Raw genomic sequence first — 22,272 nt, 5'->3', positions numbered from 1 at the left:
TTCCCGGGTTTTGTCGTTGTCAGACCAGCCAGACCGCGGTGTCCGGGGGCAGCTGGTCGCCGTCCATCGGGCCGGACGACAGCAGCACCTGACCGGGCGGCAGCGGAACCGACGCACCGGACGTGTTCAGCGCGCAGATCAGCCCGCCGCCCTTGCGCCGGAACGCGAAGCAGCCGGGAGGCGCGCCGTACCACTCGAGCTCGTCGCCCGCGAACGCCGGATTGGTCTTCCGGTGCTCCAGCGCCTCCCGGTACAGGGAGAGCATCGAGCCCGGATCCTCCAGCTGGGCCTCGGCGGTGAAGCCGCCCCACTCGTTGGGCTGCGGCAGCCAGGTGTTGGCCGTCGTGGAGAAGCCGAACGGCGGCGTGCCGCCCTCCCACGGGATCGGCACCCGGCAGCCGTCGCGGCCGCGTTCGGTCCGGCCCGAGCGCTCCCACGTCGGGTCCTGCAGGGCCCAGTCCGGCAGCTCGACGTTGGGCAGGCCCAGTTCCTCGCCGTTGTACAGGTAGATCACGCCCGGCAGCGCCAGCTCGACCAGCGCCATCGCGCGGGCGCGCTGCACCCCGGCGGCGCCGTCGCCGTACCGCGTGACGTGGCGGACCACGTCGTGGTTGGAGAGCGTCCAGGTGGCCGGAGCGATCCCGGCCACCGCGCCGAGCGAGTGCTCGATCGCGGAACGGATCGAATCGGCGTCGTACGAAGCCTCGACGAGCCGGAAGTTGAACCCGAGGTGCAGCTCGTCGGGACGGACGTACTGGGCGAACCGCTGGTCGTCCTTCACCCAGATCTCGCCGACGGCCATCGTGCCGGGGTAGCCGTCCATGACCTTGCGGATCATGCGGTGGATGTCGTGCACGCCCTCGTTGTCGAACCGCGGGTCGTCGGCATCGTCGACCAGCACCGCGGACGACGAACCGGGGTGCAGCTCCATGTCCGGCAGGCCGTCCGGCTTGGCCATGCCGTGGGCGACGTCGATGCGGAAGCCGTCCACGCCGCGGTCCAGCCAGAACCGCAGCGTCTGCTCCAGGTCCTGGCGCACCTCGGGGTGCTCCCAGTTGAGGTCCGGCTGCTGCGGCGCGAAGAGGTGCAGATACCACTGGCCGTCCGCGACCCGCGTCCACGCCGGGCCGCCGAAGATCGAGGGCCAGTTGTTCGGCGGCTGCGAACCGTCGTAGCCGCGGCCCTCGCGGAAGATGTATCGGGCGCGCTCGGGGCTGCCGGGCGGGGACGCCAGTGCCTGCTGGAACCAGATGTGCTGGTTGCTGGTGTGGTTCGGCACGAGGTCGACGGTCACGCGGATGTTGTGCTCGTGCGCGTCGGCCACCAGGCGGTCGAACGCCGCCAGGTCGCCGAACAGCGGGTCGACATCACGCGGATCGGACACGTCGTAGCCGTGGTCCGCCATCGGGGAGCGGTAAAACGGCGTCAGCCACAGGGCGTCGACGCCGAGCAGTTCGAGGTAACCGAGGCGGGACCGGATGCCATCCAGGTCGCCGACGCCGTCACCGTTGGAGTCGGCGAAGGAACGCACGTAGACCTGGTAGAACACGGCATCCAGCCACCAGGCGGACTCTTCGGCGATCTCAGGGCTGAGGTCGGAGGATCGTCGCACGGGGGGTCATCCTGCCATTCGAATCGCGTCGTTATTACCCGAACGGGTGACGAGCGGTCAGGTCCACGAGTTCATCAGGCTGTTCGCGGCCATCTCCAGGTACTCCCAGAGCTGGTCGCGCCGCGCCTCGGGCAGGCCGGCCTCGTCGACGGCGATTCGCATGCATCGCAGCCAGGCGTCCCGTTCAATGGGACCGATCTTGAACGGGGCGTGCCGCATGCGCAGCCGCGGGTGCCCGCGGCGGTCGGAGTACGTGTGCGGGCCGCCCCAGTACTGCATCAGGAACAGCCGCAGCCGCTCCTCGGCGGGGCCGAGATCCTCCTCGGGGTACAGCGGCAGGAGCACCTCATCGGCCTTCACTTCCTTGTAGAAGCGAGCCACGATGCGGTGGAAGGTCTCCTCGCCGCCTACCTGTTCGAAGAAGTTCTCGGGATTGCCCACGCAACCATCCTGACTGACGCGGGGGCGGCCGCGCAGGCCGCCCCCGCAAACAGTCGTCTCACTAGGGCTTGTGCGGGGGCTTGAGACCGGCCTCTTCCAGCGCGGGCATCAGCTGGGCGCGCAGCGCGCGCTGTACCGCCCACTGGCGGCCGGGCCGCGTCTTCACGGTCACCCGCATCGTGATGCCCTCCGGCGTGACCTTCTCCACACCGAGCACCTCGGGCTTGGCGGTCACGTCGTTGGACAGCGGCTCCTTCTCGGTGACCGCGCGCGCGACCTTCTCCATGACCTGCGAGGCCTCCGCCAGGTTGGCGCCGTAGCCGAGCGGCAGGTCGACGACCGCGACCGCGAAGCCTTGGCTGGAGTTGCCGACCCGCAGGATCTCGCCGTTGCGCACGTACCAGACGGTTCCGTTGGTGTCGCGGATCGTCGTGGTGCGCAGGGCGACCGCCTCAACGGTGCCGGTCGCGGGGCCGAGGTCGACGACGTCACCGACGCCGTACTGGTCCTCCAGCATCATGAACATGCCGGACAGGAAGTCCTTCACCAGGTTCTGGGCGCCGAAACCGACGGCGACGCCGAGGATTCCCGCCGAGGTCAGGATCGGCGCGACGTTCATCCCCAGCTCCGTGAGGATCTGGATGAACGCCACACCGAACACCAGGATCGTGATGACCGACTTCAACACCGAGCCGATGGTCTTGGCCCGCTGTTCACGCCGCTCCGACACCAGCGCGCCCAACGCCTGAGGCGCGCGTTCCTTCAGCGGCTTGAGCAGGCCGGGCTTCTTGCCCTGCCTGGCGCCGCCGGTCAGCCGGGTGATGATCTTGTGCAGCACCGCGCGCAGGATCAGTGCGATCAACACGATCAGCGCGATCCGGATGGACCCCTCGAGCATCTTGGGACCGTTCTGCTCGATCCAGGTCAAAGCTTCCGTCGACTGCTGCTGCAGATCGGTGGCCACGCCTTCGAAACCCCTTCCAGTCGACCCCCGGCTCACAACTCCATGCCGGTGGCATTCGCGAGAAACGTCAGCTGGTCCACGGCGAGAGCGACCGTCCGGCTCACCGACCGGCCCGCGTGACCGACCTCGGTCTCGCGGCGGATGAGCACGGGGTGCTTGGTCGGATCACTCGTGCTCGCGTGTTGCAACGCGGCGCACATCTTCCGGGCGTGGTTGGGGTCCACACGGGAATCCGACTCGAACACCGTGAACAGCACCGAAGGGTACTCAACATCCGGCCGCACGCGGTGGTACGGAGAGTAGGACAACAACCACCCGAGCTCCTCGGAAACGCTTGCGCTGCCGTACTCCTCGGCCCACAGGCGGCCGAGCAGGAACTTCTCGTAGCGCACCATGTCCAGCAGTGGGGCTGAACACACCACTGCCGCGTACAGCTCCGGGCGTTGCGTGAGCGCCGCGCCGACGAGCAGGCCGCCGTTGGAGCCGCCCATGATCGCGAGCTGCTGCGGCGTCGTCCACCCGTCGCGCACCAGGCGTTCGGCGGCCGCGTGGAAGTCGTCGAACACGTTCTGCTTCTTGTCGCGCATGCCCGCCTGGTGCCACTCCTCGCCCTCCTCGTCGCCGCCGCGCAACGAGACGTGCACCCACACGCCGCCGGCCTCGACCCAGGCCAGCGTGGTCGCGGAGTAGCCGGGACCGCGGCCGATCGCGAAGCCGCCGTAGCCGGTCAGCAACGTAGGGCGGGGCAGATCGGGCTTCTGCTCGCCGGACACGACGAACATGCGCACGGTCGTGCCGTCCAGCGACGCGTACGAGATCTGCTGCGTGGTGACGCGCGGCAGCGCGATGCGGCCCGGCGCGGCCTCGGCGAGCTCGGTCTTCCCGCTGGACAAGGAGAAGCGGAACACCGACAGCGGCGTGACGAAGTCCGTCCAGCCCACCCACAGGGAGTCCTGCGAGTGCGGCGTCGCGGCGTCCACAACGGACATGCCGTGCACGGAGCCCATGCCGGGCAACGTGATCTCGCCCAGGTACTCGCCGGACGGCGAGTGCAGGTGCAGTTCGGACACCGCGTGCCGCGTGCGCAGCACCGCGAGCTTGCCGTTCAGCCAGCGCACCCCGTCCAGCACGGAGTCCGGCTCCTCGCTGACGATCTCGGTCCACTCGGTCGGCGTCCTGGGATCCGCCACGCAGATCCGGAACCGCGGCGCGCCCAGCGAGGTGTGCAGGTAGAGCCGGCCGTCACGGGCGACGAACGCCGAGCACTGCGCGCCGTCGTCGGCCGAGATGACCTGGCGCAGTTCTCCGGTTCCATGCAGGTCCGCGATCCACACCGAGTCACGGCGGACCGTGCCGGGCGCGCCGTTGACGACGAGCCACCGGCCGTCGTGCGACAGGTTGAGGCCGTAGTAATAGGTGTGGTCGAGGCCGTCGCCGAGGACGTTGACGTCCGTCGCCGGGTCCGTGCCGACGTGGTGGCGCCACACGCGACGGTGGAACAGCTTCTCGTCGTCGGGCAGCAGCGCCGGATCGAGCTGGCGGACGTAGAAGAACTCCTCGCCGCCGGGCAGCCAGCCGATGGGGGAGTAGCGGCAGCGGTCGATCGGGCCCTCGATGAGCTCGCCGCTGTCCACGTCGATGACGTGCAGCAACGAGTGCTCGTTGCCGCCGACCGACACCTGGTAGGCCAGGCGCGTGCCTTCGAGGCTGGGCGACCAGCCGTCCAGAGTGGTCTTGCCGGACGGGTCGAGCTCGCTCACATCGAGGAGTACGCGCTCCGTGCCGTCCGGTTCACGCAGATAGACGACCGGATGGTCCTGCTCGGGGCCGCGCCGGGTGAAGAACGCCCGGCCGGCGCGCCAGGTCGGCGTCGACACCGAACCGGTGCGCATCAGCTCACGCAGCCGCGTGCCGAGGCGTTTACGGCCGGGCATCGCGTCCAGCCACGACCTGGTGAGCCCGTCCTGCGCCGCCGACCAGGCCTCGGTGCGCGGGTCGCCCGCGTCCTCCAGCCAGCGATAAGGGTCGGCCACGGCGCGTCCGTGCAGATGCTCGACCAGGTTGAGCCGCTCCGCCGACGGGTACGTGATCGTCGCCGGACGGGATGTAGAAGGTGCCTCGGTCACCTTGTCAAGGGTAGCGGGTGATGAAAACCATCTCCGATAGGGAGCTGTTCACGCAGGTTTCGATCACACATCCATGACGCGTCACGTATCACACGTGATTTTTGAGGGTGATCTGTGGTCTGCTATGGCTGAACCGGTGGAGGTGGTCGCGTGCCAGACCGACAACCGACCCCTATCGGCGCCCCCGTAACGGGTGGGACAGCGCCGGTGATCCCCTCTGGCCGAAATAAGTCTTCTGTGCACGCCGTGCCGGATGGGGATCGCGATGGGGGAGGTGCCGGTCATACCCCGGTCGTCTTCCCCTGGGGAAGACGCAAAGTACTCCTGCTCAACGCCACGTTCGAACCGCTGACCGCGCTCTCTCTTCGTCGCGCGGTCGTGCTGGTGGTCTGCGGAAAGGCCGAGGTCGTGCACGGTGACCCCGCCGGGCTCGTCCTGCACTCCTCGACGTCCGAGGTCCTCGTGCCGTCCGTGATCCGGCTGAGCAACTACGTGCGTGTCCCGTACCGCGGCCGCGTCCCGCTGACGCGCGCCGGGCTGATGCACCGCGACCGCTATCGCTGCGCTTACTGCGGCGGTCGCGCCGAGACCATCGACCACGTGGTGCCGCGCTCTCGCGGCGGGCCTCACACCTGGACCAACTGCGTCGCGTGCTGCGCGAAGTGCAACCACCGCAAGGCGGACAAGTTGCTGTCCGAGTTGGGTTGGCGGCTGCGCGTGGTGCCCGCGGCGCCGCGGGGTCCGCATTGGAGGCTGCTGGCGGGTGTGGCGGAGGCCGACCCGCAGTGGTTGCCGTACCTGGGCGAGCCCGCGGCCTGACCTTTGTCAGGCCGCCAGGGCGAGTTCTTCCCGGCGGGCCGTGATGCGGACGCTGTCGCCCATCGTGATGCGCACGCTGTCGTTCATGGTGATGCGCACGGAGTCCTCAGCCGTGATGCGGACCGAGTCGTCGTCGCACGTGATGCGGACGCTGTCACCCGCAGTGATGCGCACGGAGTCGCCGGCCGTGATGCGGACGCTGTCCCCGGCGGTGATCCGCACGGAATCGTCCATCGTGATGCGGACGCTGTCGCCCATGGTGATGCGCACCGAGTCGTCCATGGTGATCCGGACGCTGTCGCCGCACGTGATCCTGACCGAGTCGCCAGCCGTGATCCTGACCGAGTCGCCCGCCGTGATCCGCACCGAATCGCCCGCAGTGATCCGAACGGAGTCACCCGCAGTGATGCGAACGGAGTCACTAGCCGTAATACGCACTGAATCGTCCTTGTACGTCGGAAGGGTGAGAAGGCATGCCTGGGGGCGGTTCGTCGTCAACATTTTGTGTCCTCCAGGACGGTCAGGCGGGTGCGCAAGACCCGTATAGGTGAAAAGCTAGAAGCCGGTTGTTCCAGGGACAAGACCCCAAACCGGCACCCGTTCGCCGCCGTCCGGGTGAAGGCCTACCGGGTGTAACCGCTGCGCCGCACGAGAGCGCTCACTGCCTCTACTAGCCGGTATGAACACGGTGTGTGACGCTTGAAGTGGTGGAACGTGATATTCGTCACGACAGATCTGTCAGGCGGCGCGTCGAAATTCGGTCGCAGACCAGTCACCCCAGGGCCTCGCGATGATGTTGACCGCGATCACGCTGGCCCGGCCGCTCGCGCACGGGTGAAGTCGGCTACCGTACCGCCCGTGACCATCGTGGAGACCGTCCTCGTCTTCGCGCTGATCCCGCTGGCCATCTACGGCGTGATCATGCTGCTGACGCTGAGGCCCAAGGCCACCCGGATTCCCCGGTACCGGCCGGGGCAGGAGTGGGGCTACGCCCCCGTGTGGTGGAGTGCCAACCCCGCCGGGTTGAACCGTGCGCACTCGTCCGAGCCCGTCACCGTCGAAGGTGGACGGACGGCCAGGGGAGGTGCCCGTGGCAACTGGTGAGATCGAGAAGGTCGACCCGAACCGCGAGCTCGGGATCGGAGAGGTGATCACCAACAGCGGTCGCCTGTCCGTCGCGAAGATGTACGAGCCGCACGCCCCGGAGCTGCCGTTCTCGCCGACCCAGCTGGCCGCCCTGGACGAGGCGCTGACGCTGTCGAGCCGCACGACCGGCCTCGAATTCAGCGTGTACCTGGGTGAGCTGGGCAAGGACACCCGCGCCCGCGCCGAGGAGCTGCACTCGCAGACCGCGCACCCCGCCAACGCCGTGCTCGTCGCGGTGTCGCCGGGCGAGCGCGCCGTAGAGATCGTCACCGGCGAGGAGTCGCACCGCAGGCTCCCCGACCGTGGCGCCAAGCTCGCCGTGATGAGCATGGTCGCGTCCTTCAAGGAGGGCGACCTCGCGGGTGGTCTCGTCAGCGGCCTGCGCATGCTGACCGACCAGGCGGGTCGCGCACCGCGTTCGTGAACGGGTGGCAGGAGGTCAGCGTTACCGGCCCCGCAGCCGGGCACTGACCTCCTGGTTCCTCCCCCCACCGACATGCTTTCCCGACGGTGGCTCACGGCGCGTCAACCTCAGATCGGATTTCGCGCGTCCGCCTGGGGGAGTAGTTAGTCCAGTCCGGTGACCCGGACCAGCCCGCTCTGGTACGCGACGGCGACCGCCTGTGCCCGGTCGCGCAGGTCCAGCTTCATCAGGATCCGGCCGACGTGCGTCTTGACCGTCGCCTCGCCGAGCACCAGCCGTTGCGCGATCTCGGAGTTCGACATGCCGCGGGCGATGTGCGTGAGCACCTCGGCCTCTCGCGGCGTCAGCTGACCGAGCCGGTCGCGCGCCGCGAACGTCGACTCCGGCACGGCCCTCAGTTCGGCGATGAGATCCAGCGTGACGGCCGGGTCCAGCCACGCCTCGCCGCGGGCGACGACCTTGACCGCGGCCATGAGATCCGTGCTGGCGCGGTCCTTGAGCAGAAACCCCGACGCGCCCTTGCGCAGCGCGTCGCGCACCGCCGCGCCGACGTTGTACGTGGTCAGCACCAGCACCTTGATCGGCCGGTCCGGGTCCGCCGAGAAGTCGTCCGCGGTGATCACGCTCGTGGCGGAGACGCCGTCGAGCTCGGGCATCCGCACGTCCATCAGCACGATGTCGGGCTGCAGCTCGCGCGCCTTCGCGACGGCCTCGTGCCCGTTGCGCGCGTCGCCGACGACCTCGATGCCCTCCTCGCGCTGCAGCAGCATCCCGATGCCCTCGCGCACGAGGTCCTGGTCATCCGCCACCAACACCCGGATCGTCATCGGCTCCGTCCCCCCGTTGCGTCGGCAGGGTGGCCTTCACGAGGAACCCGCCGTCCCCCACCGGCCCCGCCGACAACGTTCCGCACGCGGACTGGACGCGTTCCCGCAGCTTGCTCAGCCCGTGTCCGGTGGAGAGAGCCGCCACGACCGGTTCGCAACGCCCATTGTCCCGCACCTCGATGACGAGATGGTCCGTTTCCCACCGCATCGTCACCACGGCGTGCGCGTGCGCCCCCGCGTGCTTCGCCACGTTCGTCAACGCCTCCTGCACCACGCGGTACGCGGCAAGATCCACACTAGGCGTGAGCTCGGCCGGCGGCCCCTCCTGGTGCAGCTCGACGGACGGCCCGGCCGACCGGATCACCTCGACGAGCCCGCCGATCTGATGCACGCCAGGCGCGGGCTGGAACGTCCGCTGCTCACCCTCCTGCACCAGCTTGAGCAGCCGGCGCAGCTCCACCATCGCCTGCTGCCCGGCCTGCTCGATGTTCGTCAGCGCCCGGTCGGTCTCCGGACTGATGTCCTTCCCGCGCGCCCCGGCGGCCTGCAACACCATGACCGTCACCGAGTGCGCCACGATGTCGTGCAGCTCGGCCGCGATGCGATTCCGTTCCGCCGCAACGGCGAGAAACGCCTCCGCCTCCTCCCGCCGTTGCGACTCCAGCACGAACACGCGGTGCTGAGCCCGCAACCGCGCGATCGCCCACGTGGCCAGGTAGACGACGAGGTAGAAGACACCGGTCGCGGCCAACGCGTCTATCCCGTGCCCCGGCTCCGCGAGCTTGGTCTCGCGCCAGATGTAGAGCGCGGCGGGCACCACCGAGGCGGCCAGCCCGACGAACGACCACAACTTCGTCGAATAGGCCGCCACCGTGTACAACGCGAGCAGCATGACGAACGTGGGCCGCGGCCCCGGCACGGGCATGAAAGCCAGCAACCCCACCGTGTGCGCCCACACGATGAAGAACACCGCGCGCGGATGCACCCGGCGCCAGCACAACGCGAGCGGCGCGCCGGCCCCCAGCGCGATCCACAGCCAGGGCGCCGGTGCCCAGAACCCGAAGACGTCGAACGCGAACAGGGCCGTGGCCAGAGCCATGTCCCTCAGCCGACCCTTCATCCGCATTCTCCTCGAGTCAACGCCGGCACGACTCCGAGCAATTGATGAAGCAGTTCGCCGTCAGTTCGGCCGCGGTCAGGTCCGTGAGCGACTGGAAGTTGCGCACGTGGTACGCCTCCTCGGCGGCCAGCGCGTTCTCCAAAGCCTTCGTGACCTCGTCCTCCGACATCCGGGCCCCGAGCGCGGTGACCCGCTGCGCCCCGAGCCAGATGTCGTTCTCCTCGGCCATCGCCTTTTGCAACGCCGGTTTGGTGAACGACGGACATCCCGGCCGGTAGCGCGACGGGTGCATCAGCCGGATCGCGGCGAACGTCTCTTTGGCTCCGGTCAGCTTCGCGACCATCAGCCTCTCGGGCCGGATCCGTTCGACCTCTTCACCGTCCTGCAGCGGCACGGGCGTGACGAGCACCTCCAGCTCGTTCAACCGCCCCAGCTCGGCCTTCTCGTCCAGTGCGACCAGCGCGACGTTCTCGTTGACCAGGCCACCCACCCCGAGCGGCCGGTTCAGTGTCGTGTCACCGGCTTTTATGAGCACCGCCAACACTCGTCGATCGTTCATCTCTTCCCCCTTGAGGTAGAACGAGGCCCCGACGGTAGCGAGGACCAGCAGAGCACAAGGGTGCTTTGCCGGAGTCAGACCGGAAGCGGACTTCGGTTGTCCACCAAGAGATGTAGACGATGCGTGACGTCGCACGCCTGGCCGTTCGTGACTGTGCGAAGTTGCTCCGAATGGCGGCATACGCATTCCTGCGAACCGGGGGGATAGTGCTCCGGCGACGGTCGGTGGGACCGTTCGGAACCCGCCGGGTGAGATCCGGCTCTGGGGAGCAACAAATGCGTTCGTCCGCGAGATCGCGGGGCTCAGTCCTGCGCACATTCGGCACGGCGGCAACCGCCGCGATCGTTTTGACCGGCTGTCTGAGGACGTGGGTCGGGGCGGCCGCGATGGCGAAGAACTCGAAGCACCAGAAGGTCAGGGATCGGTGAGCTCGGTGAAACGCGCCGAGGCCGAGAAAGGGCTTTCCGTTGTCGCGCCCATCGCGGCGGCCGCTCCAGACGCACGGACACTTGTATGACGCTGGTCACCTACTGTGCGTAGAGTGACGAAGTTACTCCGTTCGGCAGCATTCCCAACCGGGCGGACTGTCGGGATAGTGCTTTCGGCACGGTCGGGGGACCAGGTCTAGGGGGGAGCCGGATTACCGGCTCAGGGGGGCACAACGCATGCGTTCGTCCGCGGCAACGCGGGGCTCAGTCCTGCGCGCGTTCAGCACGGCGGCTACCGCCGTGATCGTTTTGACAGGTTGTCTGACGCCGTCGGTGGCGGCGGCCGAGAGTCCGGTGCCCAACGAGGTAGCCGATGCGGCGACCGCCGAACGGCTCGCCGCGGAAAGCGGCAAGCCGATCGTGATCTCGTCGGAAACGACCGAGACCGCCCAGGTCACCGCGAACCCGGACGGTTCGCGGACCCTGGTCGACTACACGCTTCCCGTGCGGGTCAAGCAGAACGGGGCATGGGCCGCCGTCGACCTGACGCTCGTGCAGCGCGGAGACGGCACGGTGGCGCCGAAGGCCGCGCCGGTCACCATGGCGTTCACCGCGGGCGGTGCGGGATCGGCGGTGCGCGGCCCCGTGGCCAAGCTGGTCAAGGACACCGCGGAGGTCGGCTTCGGTTGGGACACCGATCTGCCCGCCGTGCGGATCTCCGGTTCGACCGCCACGTATCCCGAGATCCTGCCGGGCGTCGACCTGGAACTGAAGGCCGCCCTCACCGGGTTCTCCCAGTCGCTCGTGGTGAAGACGCCCGAGGCGGCGAGGAACCCGAAGCTGACGAAGGTCACCTTCAAGTCGCACACGAAGAACGTCACCATCAGCAAGACCACGACGCCGAGCGCGGCGTCCGACCAGCCGCGTGCGGAGAGCCTGGTGGTCACCAACGCTGCCGGTCAGCAGGTTTTCGGCGGCGACGCGTCGACCATGGTGGACTCGTCGCAGGACACGCGGCGCGCGGTGATGGCCGTCGAGGTCGGCAGCAACACCGTCTCGATCACGCCGAACCAGGCGTTCCTGGCCGACCCGAGTACCAGGTACCCGGTCCGGCTGGATCCGGACTACTACTGCAACACCTGCACCAAAGCACACCACGCGGTGGTGCAGTCGCCACCGGAGTGGGCGAACGCGCGCAACTACGATCACACCGACGGCCAGCTCGGTGACCTGAAGGCCGGCTACCTCAACGCGTACTCGCTCGGCGCGACACAGAACGGCATCTCGCGCACATACATCGCGATGAACACCTGGTCGCTGCACAGCCGAGTCATTCATTGGGCGAAGCTCAACGCCAAGGTCATCCACAGCCATCACTGCGCGGAGGCGACAGCCACCGAACTGTGGCTGACCAACGGGATCGACGAGAACACGACCTGGAACAACCAGCCCGCGTGGGCGTACTCGCTGTCCGACAACAACACGGTGAACAACGTCCCCTATTGCCAGACCAACGGCCTCGCGGAGTTCGATGCGACGAAGGCGGTCAGGCACATCGCCGACACGAACCAGAGTTATGCCACCTTCATGCTGAAAGCGAAGGAAGAGAGCTCGCTGGACGCGTCGTGGCGCCGGTTCGATCTCAACCCGTTCCTCGAGGTGCACTACAACACCATTCCGAACACGCCCACCGACCTGGGCATGGAGGGATGGGGCCCGAACGGTGCGGACGCCCTGCCGTGCCGCGTCGGTGAAAGCCGGCCCGCGGTCTTCACCCGCACTCCGGAAATGCGTGCCCGAGTGTCCGATCTGGACGAAGGCACGATGAACGCGGGGTTCCGCGTATACAAGGGAACTTCCACCAACTACACGTGGGGCGGCCAGGAGGCCGCCGACGGGAACATCCCCTCCGGCTCGTTCGCCAGGGCCAGGCCGCTGTCGAGATGGATCTCTGAGGACGGCATCTACACGTGGCAGATGTGGTCCGGCGATTACGAGAGCAGCAGCTGGTCGGCTCTCTGTGAGTTCGAGGTGGACAGCGTCGCTCCGAACGCGCCGACGGTCGTCTCCACCGACTTTCCGCAGACGGGACCCGGCGGGCCCGTCGGCCGGACAGGCAACTTCACGATCACACCGAACGGCAACACCGGCCTGAACGGCAAAATGGACATCGACCACTACGCCTGGGCGCTGAACAGCGGCACGGTCGGGACCCGCGTCGATGTCAAGACCGCGGACGGCAAGGTCGTCGTGCCGATCACACCGACGCGAGGCGGCACGAACATGTTGTACGTGCAGGCGATCGATCGTGCCGGCAACCGGCTCGCCGAGCCTGTGACGTACAAGTTCAACGTCGCCGACCCGGCGGGTCCCGTCGGGGCTTGGTTGCTTGACGAGAAGAGCGGAACCACCGCTGCCGACACGAGTGGCCGGAACCATCCGCTCACGTTGGCCGGCAACGCGGCCTTCGGCAGTGCTTACTCGGGCAACGGGCAGGCAGGCAACGGTAGTTCGGCGTATTCGGCCACGTCGGGTCCGATCATCGACACGTCGCGCGCGTTCTCGGTGTCGGCGTGGGTGAAGCTCGACAACACCAACTTGTGGTCGACCGCGGTGAGCCAGGAAGGCCTGCGCGCCAGCGGCTTCCTCCTCGAGTACTCGAAGGACCGTGATCGCTGGACGTTCAGCGCTGGGCAGTCGGATGCCAACGGAACTCCGGCGATCCGGGCGGAGTCGGCGGCATCGCCTCAACTCGGTGCCTGGACGCACCTGTTGGGTACCTACGAGCCGAACAGTCACAAACTTTCCTTGTACGTCAACGGAAAGCTTGAAGGAGCAGCCGACGCGACGCTGTGGAACGCCGGCGGACCACTGCTGGTCGGCGCGGGCAAATGGGATTCATCGCGTGGTAGTTACTTCGCCGGCACGGTCGACCACGTTCAGGTCTGGGACCGGGTGCTCAGCGCGACTGAAGCCGCCCAGCACAACAACCTGGTTGTTCTCCGTGCGCGATATGGGCTCGATGAGCTCACCGGGACCGTTACGAAGGACGACGTGAGTGGTCAGAACGGGACTCTCGGTGGTGGCGTGACGTGGGCGGCAAAACCGGTCGATCCGACCGACGTCAACCCGAACCCCGTCGGTGAGGAGAAGTGGCTGCACTACGACGACTCCTCCACCGGTGAGGTGGTCGGACCTCGGCCCGCGACACTGCGCACCGACCGATCCTTCACGGTCTCCGCATGGGTCCGGCACAGCGGGTTGGACGGCGGCCCGCGAGCCGCGGTCGGCATGGGCGACGCCAAGTTCTCGCCCTTCATGCTCGGCTATCGATCCGAATGGGGTAAGTGGGGGCTACTGCTGACCGAGTCACCGACCAGCGCGGGTAGCCGGTTCGCACTGTCCGACCAGGCAGCGGAAGCCGACACATGGGTGCACCTGGCCGCCTCCTATGACGCGGTCGACGGGACGATCGCCTTGTATGTCAACGGGGTCAAGCAGAGTGCCTTCATGAACACCGATGGAAAAGGCCTGACCACCTTCAACGCATCCGGTCCGTTCCTCGTCGGCCGTGGCACCTGGGAAGGGCACGGCTCGGACTGGTGGAAGGGTGACCTGGACGATGCCCGGATCTATTCGGGTGTGCTCACCCTCAGCGAAATCGAACAGCTGTACTCGGCGACCAATCACTACTGATCGAGCGGTTTCTTCCATTTCTTTCTTTCTTTAGCAGGGGGTTGTAGTGAGCAGCGGTGGAAGGCCCGCGTCCAGAAGGATCATCGCGCTCGGCATCGTGCTGACGCTGTTCGCCTGGGGGCAGAGCGCGGCGGCCGCGCCGGTCAACGGCTCGGGTCGGCAACGGCCGGAGTTGCAGAAGGAGAAGTCGGTTCCGACCAGCCCGGTCCCAGTGCGCCCACTGCCCGAGGATCCGGCAGCAAAGGCGGTGATCAAAAAGCTCGATCCGCCCGCGTGGCCCGCCGAGACGCAGAACGACGTCGACCTGGCGGGTGCTCAGCAGAAGGCGCAGGCGAAGGCCGGCCCGGTGAAGGTAAGCCGCAAGGCGGATGTTGCCACCGCGGCGGCGAAGCCCGGCAAGGTTCGGGTGAAGGTGAAGGGGCAGAACGAAGCGAAGGCGTTGGGGCTCAACGGCTTCGTGTTCACTGTCTCGAACGTGGATGGCGCCGCGTCCGTGCCGCTGCGGCTGGATGTGGATTATGGGTCCTTCGCGCCTGCCTTCGGCGGTGACTACGCGTCGCGACTCAAGCTGGTGGCGCTCCCGGCGTGTGCCCTCACTACTCCCGACAAGTCGGAATGCCGTCGCGCTACACCTCTGGCGGACGGGAAGAACGACCCGAAGGCGCGCACCGTCTCCGGCGACATGACGATGGCTCCTGCTGGCGTGAGCAAGGCGGAGAGCGGTGAGTCCGGCCAGCTCGTCCTGGCTGCTGCCGCGGCTCCGTCGAGCGGCAACGGTTCCTTCGCCGCCACGTCACTCGCCGCTGCGGGCTCGTGGACCGCCGGAACCGGGTCGGGTGACTTCACGTTCGGCTATCCGTTGCGGATGCCGCCGGCGATCGGTGGCGGGACGCCGACGGTGTCGCTGGGCTACTCGGCGCAGAGTCTCGACGGGCGTATCTCGGCGACCAACAACCAGGCCTCCATCGTGGGTGATGGCTGGGACTTGGCGCCTGGCGGCTTCATCGAGCGGCGGTACAAGCCGTGCGGCCTGGACCTGGGCGGCAACAACGGCCAGACCAAGACCGGTGATCAGTGCTGGGCGACGGACAACGCGACGATCAGCCTGGCCGGTGTCTCCGGTGAGTTGGTGAAGGACAAGGACACCGGGGCGTGGCGTCCCAAGAACGACGACAGCGCTCGCATCGAGCGCTTCACCGGTGCCACGAACGGTGACAACGACGGCGAGTTCTGGAAGGTCACCACGACCGACGGCACCCAGTACTTCCTCGGTCTGAACAGGTTGCCCGGCTGGAGTTCAGGAAAGCCCGAGACGGCGTCCGCGTGGACCCAGCCGGTGTTCGGCAACAACGGCGGCGAGCCGTGTAACCAGAGCACGTTCGATGCGTCCTGGTGCCAGCAGGCGTATCGCTGGAACGTCGACTACTCGATCGACCCGCACGGCAACGTCACGTCGTACTACTACCAGGCGGAGAAGAACTTCTACGGCCGCAACGCGGATGCCGCGAAGGGGACCGAGTACGTCCGTGGCGGTTACCTGGACCGGATCGAATACGGCCTGCGTGGCGACAACATCTACGGCTCGGCCGGTGCGCGTGTCGTGTTCGAGACCGCGGAACGCTGCTTCCCGAGCGGCGCGATCACGTGTCAGCCCGACCAACTGAACCCCTCCACGGCCTGGGCGTGGCCGGACGTGCCCGCCGACCAGATCTGCAAGGCCGGCGAGCAGTGCACGTTGCGCATGACGCCGACGTTCTTCACCACGAAGCGGCTGACGAAGATCAAGACGCAGGTCGGCGACGGCAGCGGTGGTTTCAACGACGTCGACTCGTGGGCCCTGACCCAGGACTTCCCGGGTACTGGTGACGGAACGTCGCCCGCGCTGAACCTGACATCGATTGTCCATACAGGACATGTTGGCGGCACGATCACCCTTCCGGCGACCACGTTCCACCGGGAAGCCAAGGGCAATCGAGTAGACCCGCGGGAGCCCGACGGCCGCTTGCCGTTGACCCGCTATCGGGTCACCCGCGTGATCAACGAAACCGGCGGTCTCACGGAGATCAAGTACAGCGAGCCGGATTGTGTTCCAGGTTCCCGCATGCCGTCCCCATCCGCGCTCGAGGCCAACAACCTGCGGTGCTATCCGACCTGGTGGACGCCGGACGGTGACAAGGACCCGGTCCTGGACTACTTCCACAAATACATCGTCACGGACGTCACCGACGACGACCGCACGGGTGCATCAGCACTGATCAAGACCCACTACGACTACCTGGATGCCCCGGCATGGCACTTCGACGAGAACGACTTCGCCGAGCCGGAGCGCAGGACCTGGTCGCAGTGGCGCGGTTACGGCACGGTCCGCACGGTCCGTGGTGACCCGTCTGGTCCGCAGTCCGTGAGCGAGACGCTTTACCTGCGCGGCATGCACGGCGACAAGATGCCGAACGGGACCCGCGACGTGTCGGTGTCCAACAGCGAGGGCGAAGTGGTCCAGGACAAGCCCAGATGGCAGGGCTTCGTCCGGGAGACGCGGCAGTACGAGGGCGGCAAGCTGGTGTCGGCCTCGGTCAACGACCCGTGGGTGAGCCCATCGCCGACGGCGACCGGCGCCGACGGTGAGCAGGCCATGCTCAGTGGCATCGAGGCGGTCCGCGGCCGCACGCTGCTGGAGGACGGTCAGTGGCGCCGGACCAAAGTCGTGAAGAGGTTCAACGAGTTCGGCATCGCGACGTCGACCGAGGACCAGGGCGACGTCGCGGTGACCGGCGATGAAACGTGCACGCGCAGCTCGTTCGCGCGTAACGACGCCGCCTGGATGCTGACATACGCATCGCAGGTGGAGACGGTCAAGGGCTCGTGCTGGGTGTTCTCGTCGCCGACCACGATTCTCTCGCTCGCGAAGTCCTCGTTCGACGGGCAGGCCTTCGGTGCTGCTCCGGTGAAGGGCGACATCACCAAGGCGGAGGTCCTCGACTCGTGGGACGGCTCCGGCCAGCACTTCATCACCGCGTCGACCTCGACGTTCGACGACTACGGCAGGCCCAAGGAGGTCGTGGACTCCAACGGCAGCAAGACGACTACCGAGTACACCCCTGCGTTCGGGCCGCTGAAGCAGATCACCAGTACGAACGCGTTGAACCACGTCAGCAGGGGCTTCGTCGAGCCGGCTTGGGGTGCCTCGATCGCGTCGGTCGACGCGAACGGACGGCGTGCGGACCTCGAGTACGACGCGCTTGGCCGACTCGTCAGGGCATGGACCCCTGGCCACCCCAAGGAGACCTCGAAGCCGGACGCAGAGTTCGTCTACACCTACAACACCGACAAGCCCAGCGTTGTCGAGGCGAAGCAGTTGCAGGACGACGCGACGTACCTGTCGTCCTACACGCTGTACGACGGTCTCATGCGAGAGCGCCAAACGCAGACCTTGTCGCCGGGGTTGGAGGGGGGCCGGCTGATCTCCGACACCTTCTACGACACGCGAGGCTTGGTCTTCAAGCAACGTGGCGCCTTCTGGAACAACGAGGCACCCGGCGGGACGCTGGCCGGTGCGATCGACGTCGAAGTACCCAACGTGACGCTCACCGAGTTCGACGACATGGGCAGGCCCAAGGAGTCGATCTACAGGAAGTTCGACCAGGAGCAGTGGCGCACGTCGACCCGCTATGGCGGTGACAGGGTCCACATCACGCCTCCTGCCGGCTCTCCCGCGACAACCGTCATCAACAACGCGCAGGGCCGCACGGTCGAGAAGCGGCAGTACCACGCGGGGCTGGGCAGCGCGTTCGACACGACGAAGTACTCGTACACGCCGGCCGGTCAGCTCGAGACGGTGACCGACCCCGCCGGCAACATCTGGAAGTACGGCTACGACCTGCGCGGCCGGAAGGTCAGCACGGACGACCCGGACGCCGGACACAGCACGACGGCCTACTACCCGGCCGGAATGATCCGCACATCGACGGACGGCCGGGGCCGCACCCTCGCGTACACGTACGACGAGCTCGGCCGCAAGAAGGCGATGTTCGACGGGTCGGACACAGGCACCAAGCTCGCCGAGTGGGAGTACGACACGTCGATCGACGCGAACGGTGCTCTGAACGGGCGTGGTCTCCTGACGCTGTCCCGCAGGTGGGTCGACGGCCAGGCGTACGTGCGGAAAGTGACCGGGTATGACGCCGCGGGTCGTCCCAAGGGCGAGAAGGTCACGATCCCGACGACCGAAGGCGTGCTCGGCACGAGCTACGAGATCGTCAACAAGTACAGGTACACCGGCAAGATCAACGACATCACGTACGTGCCCGTCAGGTCCGGCGGCAACACGATCGTCCCGACGGAGACGGTCATCTCCCAGTACAACAAGCTGGGTCTGCCGACCACGCTCACGGGCAAGGACGTGTACGTCTCCGCGACCGAGTACACGGAGTATGGCGAGATCAGCTTGCTGCAGTTCGACCACGCGACGAGCACGAGCAATCTGGAAGTAACCAATGTGTACGAAACAGGGACGCGCAGGCTGAGCCGGACGATCGTCCATCCGGAAACGACCACCGGTGCCGATATCTCGGACCGCAACTACTCCTACGACGCGGCAGGCAACATCCTCAAGGTCGCTGATATCCCGCAGGGCGGCCAGCAGGACATCCAGTGCTTCTCCTATGACTACCTGCGTCGTCTGTCGGAGGCGTGGACGCCGTCGTCAGGTGATTGTGGTGCGGCGCGTTCGGTGACGGCGTTGGGTGGCCCGGCCCCCTACTGGATGTCGTGGACGTTCGACGTCACCGGCAACCGCAAGACCCAGACCCAGCACACAACGGCCGGCGACACGACGAACACCTTCACCTACCCGGCTCCCGGCGCGGCCCAGCCGCACACGGTCCGGCAGGTCGACACGGCGGGCCCGAACGGCACGTCGCAGGACACGTTCGACTACGACAAGTCCGGCAACACGACGTTGCGCAAGATCTCCGGCAACGACCAGAAGCTGGACTACGACGTCGAGGGCCACGTGTCGAAGGTGACCAACGCCGACGGCAAGGCTTCCACATACCTCTACGACGCGGATGGTTCGCGTCTGATCGCGCGTGAGCCTTCGGGCACGACGTTGTACGTGTTCGGTGAGGAGATCCACCTCGCCGCGGGTACGTCGACGCCGACGTGGACGCGGTACTACTCGCACGCCGGGCAGACCGTTGCTCTTCGCAACAGTGTGAGCGGTCTGAAGTGGTTGGTGAGTGATCACCAGGGAACGAACATCGTGTCGGTGACGGCGGGCAATCTGCAGGCGTTGACGCGTCGGCAGACGCCGTTCGGTGCGCTGCGTGGTCCGGCGCCTTCCGAGTGGCCGGATCGCAAGGGCTTTGTCGGTGGCACCAATGAGGAGTCGGGTCTGACTCGTGTTGGTGCGCGGTTGTATGACGCTTCCATAGGCCGGTTCTTGTCGGCGGATCCGATCGTGGACAACAACGATCCGCAGCAGATGAACGGGTACGCGTACAGCAACAACAGCCCAGTGACGTTCTCGGACCCCACGGGTCTGTACTCCAACTGTGGTCCGGACGGGGTCAAGTGCGGTTTCAACAACGCGAAGCCTGGTACGCAGCAGTGGGACATCAATGAGGGGCAGTGGCCTGGTTCGAAGCTGGCGAAGGAGCTTCAACAGCAGCAGGCGGCGAAGGACAACGCCCTCCGAGAGGGGTTGGCCGCGGAGGGGGTTAGTTGGGAGGAGTATCAGCAGGCGCTTTTGAATGCCCACAAGACGAAGTGGGACATCATCAAGGAGGTCGCCTGGGACCTCTTGAAGGACATCTCCGGGTTCAACGACATCATGGATTGCTTCACCAAGGGCGACATCATGGCCTGTGGTGGGCTGGTGATGAACCTGGTGCCGTGGGGCAAGGTCGGCAAGGTTCTCGAAGCTGGCTATAAGGCCGTGAAGGCTGTTGCGTCGATGGCGAAGGTGATCGACCGGGCGCAGTCGTTGCTGCGCAAAGTCGCGAAGATCGCCGCGCGAGCTGAGGAGATCGCCACCAAGGCGATGGAGAAACTCCGTCGTCGTGGCGGTGGGGGCTGTCCCGAGCTGCACAGCTTCGTCGGTGCCACGCGTGTGTTGATGGCCGATGGTTCGAGTAAGCCGATCTCAGCGATAAAGATCGGCGACAAGGTCAAAGCCACCGATCCCAAGACCGGTGAGACGTCTGATCGTGCGGTGGTGGGCACGATCGTGCACATCGAAGGCACGATGACGCGACTGACCGTGGGCGGAGATTCAGTCGAGGCCACGTCATGGCACCCGGTATGGGTCAAGTCGCAAGGTCGGTTCGCTGCTATCGGATCGATCAAACCTGGGGAACAGCTGCGCTCGGCTGACGGCAAGCCCGCGTTCGTTTCTGATATTGAGCACTACGCCCAGGTTCAGCCGGTTTACGACCTGACCATCGCCGGAGTACACACTTACCACGTGGAGATCGGCGACTCGGAGGTCCTTGTTCACAACTGCGGACCGTCCGACGAACTGCTCGCTGAGGCCGACCGTGCGGAGATCGAGGGCGGCGACTTCGCCGCAGAGTACACATCACCTTCCGGCGAGAGATATCGTGCGCACAACAAGTCCCGGACGAGCATCCCGGACGGAATGGCCGACGAACTCGCGTCGTTCGACCATCCTCACCTGGGTTGCGCGGAGATGCAGTGCCTTGCGAAGGCCTATGCCGCAGAGGGACCAGACGCGATCCGAGGTGGTTCGATGACCGTGGTTCATGTGAGTGATACCGCCAAGGGGGCTCATGGCAGTCTGGCCCGGCCCTGCGGAGCATGTAGTCGCACGCTGAGAGGGTTGTTCATCAATGTCGTCGGGTGAGCTGAATCTCGAATCGTCACATCCGGACGTGCTGAAGGCTTTGGTCGCGTCTGGTTGGTATCCCGGTCGCACGGCGGACATAGTGGGCACTCTTTCGCGTTTGACGAAAGTGGGATACCGGGCAACTCCGCTCGCGATGGAGCTGCTGACCAATGTGCTAGACCTGCGCATTGATCCGCTCAATGAGCAGGGGGTGAACTTTGTCAACAGCGAGCCGCTGTTGATTGACCCAATTGGTGTGGGCTCAAGGCACGTCGACGAGGCGCAAAGAATCGGAGCCGTGCTGGGCGAGGAATTGTTCCCAGTCGGCTGGTGGCTTAGCTATTCCCATGTGTACTTGGGCAGCTCGGGCGCCTTGGTCGCCTATGCGTCGGGGTTGGTTTGGAGGTTAGGCGATACTCCGCGGGACGGCATCGAGTTCGCGGTCCGGGCTCACCGGAGGCTCGAGTGCCTGTATGCGGAAGAGGGGGTCACGCCATGGCCTAAATAGTTGGATTAAGGGCGTTTCTCATGAGAAGCGCCCTTACTTACTCTACTCACGAATCCGAACACGATCCGCGCGGTAGATAGAGGCCGAGCTGGAGGAGCGTGGACACGCTTCTGTTGGGTGGCATCGAAGCGCGGCGATCGTTGAGCGGAGCGGTTGTGGTGCTGACGTGACAGGAGACGGTGCGGCAATCGAGGTAATAACCTTCTCGGGCGTGGAGTATCGAGTTACTTCAGTCGGTGTGTCGATGTGGATGCTGAAGGTCTTTAATTCGTTGCGTTGAGTGGTTCCAGTGTGGCCATCGCACATCGGGATGATGACCCCTCCGGCGCGCTGTGCATAAACGTTGATTATGAGCTCGAGGTTGCTGCGCTCGAAGCGATGATCGTATTCGCGCGGGGCAGATTTGAGTCTGCGAAGCATGATGTTGGAGGCCGCTGATCTGCTTGGTTGCTCGATAAAACTGGACCCATTAAGCTCGTCGTGAGTTTGACCTGTTAAGCGCATAGTCCGCCAGTGGGCTGTGATCATGGTGACTTCGAGCGGTCAGGCGGGCAGTTGCGCTGCTTGGCGCGCTGGAGATTGAAGGATGTTGATCGAATTGGCGGTAGATTGGCGTTCGTGGTGAAGCGTGTTTTGTTTGGAATGTTGGTTGTTATTGCGGTTGCGGGTTGTTCGGATGGAACAGTGGCTCCCGTCGTGAGCAGTAGCTCGACCGCCACCACAAGAACGACTACGACAACTAGCACGCCCCCAAAGCT

General features: G+C 66.2%; 14 protein-coding genes. 6 read left to right on the top strand and 8 right to left on the bottom strand.

Annotated features, from left to right (window positions below; translation table 11 throughout):
- Positions 1 to 19 precede the first annotated feature (19 nt).
- The 4 genes from QSK35_RS35435 to QSK35_RS35420 form a co-directional block, all read right to left on the bottom strand.
- Complete coding sequence (locus tag QSK35_RS35435) at positions 20 to 1,612, bottom strand: glycoside hydrolase family 13 protein (RefSeq protein WP_285752065.1); 1,593 nt, start codon at positions 1,610 to 1,612, stop codon at positions 20 to 22.
- 57 nt (positions 1,613 to 1,669) lie between these two features.
- Positions 1,670 to 2,053, bottom strand: a complete 384-nt coding sequence (locus QSK35_RS35430) for a globin (protein WP_285752064.1) — start codon at positions 2,051 to 2,053, stop codon at positions 1,670 to 1,672.
- 61 nt (positions 2,054 to 2,114) lie between these two features.
- Positions 2,115 to 2,951: a mechanosensitive ion channel family protein gene (locus QSK35_RS35425; RefSeq protein ID WP_285752109.1), complete on the bottom strand. Its 837-nt coding sequence runs from the start codon at positions 2,949 to 2,951 to the stop codon at positions 2,115 to 2,117.
- 98 nt (positions 2,952 to 3,049) lie between these two features.
- On the bottom strand, positions 3,050 to 5,143 hold the full coding sequence (locus QSK35_RS35420; RefSeq protein ID WP_285752063.1) for a prolyl oligopeptidase family serine peptidase: 2,094 nt from the start codon (positions 5,141 to 5,143) through the stop codon (positions 3,050 to 3,052).
- Between the two features lie 150 nt (positions 5,144 to 5,293).
- On the opposite strand from QSK35_RS35420, the gene QSK35_RS35415 reads away from it, so the two are divergent.
- Positions 5,294 to 5,962: an HNH endonuclease gene (locus QSK35_RS35415; protein WP_502881764.1), complete on the top strand. Its 669-nt coding sequence runs from the start codon at positions 5,294 to 5,296 to the stop codon at positions 5,960 to 5,962.
- A 6-nt stretch (positions 5,963 to 5,968) separates the two neighbouring features.
- Here QSK35_RS35415 and QSK35_RS35410 read toward each other — a convergent pair whose 3' ends face one another.
- The gene (locus QSK35_RS35410; RefSeq protein ID WP_285752061.1) at positions 5,969 to 6,463 is read right to left on the bottom strand and encodes a DUF2345 domain-containing protein; all 495 of its coding nucleotides are present in this window, start codon (positions 6,461 to 6,463) and stop codon (positions 5,969 to 5,971) included.
- A gap of 357 nt (positions 6,464 to 6,820) precedes the next feature.
- Here QSK35_RS35410 and ctaJ point away from each other — a divergent pair, with 357 nt between their 5' ends.
- Positions 6,821 to 7,066 carry an aa3-type cytochrome oxidase subunit CtaJ gene (gene ctaJ / locus QSK35_RS35405; RefSeq protein ID WP_285752060.1) on the top strand — a complete coding sequence of 82 codons (246 nt, stop codon included), beginning with the start codon at positions 6,821 to 6,823 and terminating at the stop codon, positions 7,064 to 7,066.
- Positions 7,053 to 7,532, top strand: coding sequence for a DUF5130 family protein (locus tag QSK35_RS35400; RefSeq protein WP_285752059.1), 480 nt, complete (start codon positions 7,053 to 7,055; stop codon positions 7,530 to 7,532). Before ctaJ ends, QSK35_RS35400 begins: the two co-directional genes overlap by 14 nt.
- A 143-nt stretch (positions 7,533 to 7,675) precedes the next feature.
- Here the strand turns inward: QSK35_RS35400 and QSK35_RS35395 are convergent, their stop codons facing one another.
- Genes QSK35_RS35395 through QSK35_RS35385 form a run of 3 tightly spaced genes read right to left on the bottom strand, consistent with a single transcriptional unit; the run spans position 7,676 to position 10,038 of the window.
- Entirely contained in the window at positions 7,676 to 8,359 is a 684-nt protein-coding gene (locus tag QSK35_RS35395; RefSeq protein WP_285752058.1) for a response regulator, read from the bottom strand.
- Positions 8,331 to 9,479, bottom strand: coding sequence for a sensor histidine kinase (locus tag QSK35_RS35390; RefSeq protein ID WP_285752057.1), 1,149 nt, complete (start codon positions 9,477 to 9,479; stop codon positions 8,331 to 8,333). The genes QSK35_RS35395 and QSK35_RS35390 overlap by 29 nt, the downstream gene beginning before the upstream one ends.
- A gap of 16 nt (positions 9,480 to 9,495) precedes the next feature.
- Positions 9,496 to 10,038, bottom strand: coding sequence for a hypothetical protein (locus QSK35_RS35385; protein ID WP_285752056.1), 543 nt, complete (start codon positions 10,036 to 10,038; stop codon positions 9,496 to 9,498).
- Positions 10,039 to 10,766: 728 nt separating this feature from the next.
- Here QSK35_RS35385 and QSK35_RS35380 point away from each other — a divergent pair.
- The 3 genes from QSK35_RS35380 to QSK35_RS35370 are packed head-to-tail and all read left to right on the top strand — an operon-like array spanning position 10,767 to position 21,514.
- Positions 10,767 to 14,162, top strand: a complete 3,396-nt coding sequence (locus QSK35_RS35380) for a LamG-like jellyroll fold domain-containing protein (RefSeq protein WP_285752055.1) — start codon at positions 10,767 to 10,769, stop codon at positions 14,160 to 14,162.
- Between the two features lie 46 nt (positions 14,163 to 14,208).
- Entirely contained in the window at positions 14,209 to 21,024 is a 6,816-nt protein-coding gene (locus QSK35_RS35375; RefSeq protein WP_285752054.1) for an RHS repeat-associated core domain-containing protein, read from the top strand.
- Positions 21,011 to 21,514 carry an SUKH-3 domain-containing protein gene (locus QSK35_RS35370; protein ID WP_285752053.1) on the top strand — a complete coding sequence of 168 codons (504 nt, stop codon included), beginning with the start codon at positions 21,011 to 21,013 and terminating at the stop codon, positions 21,512 to 21,514. Before QSK35_RS35375 ends, QSK35_RS35370 begins: the two co-directional genes overlap by 14 nt.
- The last annotated feature ends 758 nt before the right edge of the window (positions 21,515 to 22,272 follow it).

This window comes from Lentzea sp. NBRC 105346 (genome assembly GCF_030269605.1).
GTDB lineage: Bacteria > Actinomycetota > Actinomycetes > Mycobacteriales > Pseudonocardiaceae > Lentzea.
This window is presented reverse-complemented; position numbering and strand designations above follow the sequence as displayed.

Coding starts and splice junctions, on each gene's coding strand:
- QSK35_RS35425 (WP_285752109.1), bottom strand. CDS start 2,951: ATGCTCGAGGGGTCCATCCGGATCGCGCTGATCGTGTTGATCGCACTG.
- QSK35_RS35410 (WP_285752061.1), bottom strand. CDS start 6,463: ATGTTGACGACGAACCGCCCCCAGGCATGCCTTCTCACCCTTCCGACG.
- QSK35_RS35395 (WP_285752058.1), bottom strand. CDS start 8,359: ATGACGATCCGGGTGTTGGTGGCGGATGACCAGGACCTCGTGCGCGAG.
- QSK35_RS35390 (WP_285752057.1), bottom strand. CDS start 9,479: ATGAAGGGTCGGCTGAGGGACATGGCTCTGGCCACGGCCCTGTTCGCG.
- QSK35_RS35385 (WP_285752056.1), bottom strand. CDS start 10,038: ATGAACGATCGACGAGTGTTGGCGGTGCTCATAAAAGCCGGTGACACG.
- QSK35_RS35370 (WP_285752053.1), top strand. CDS start 21,011: ATGTCGTCGGGTGAGCTGAATCTCGAATCGTCACATCCGGACGTGCTG.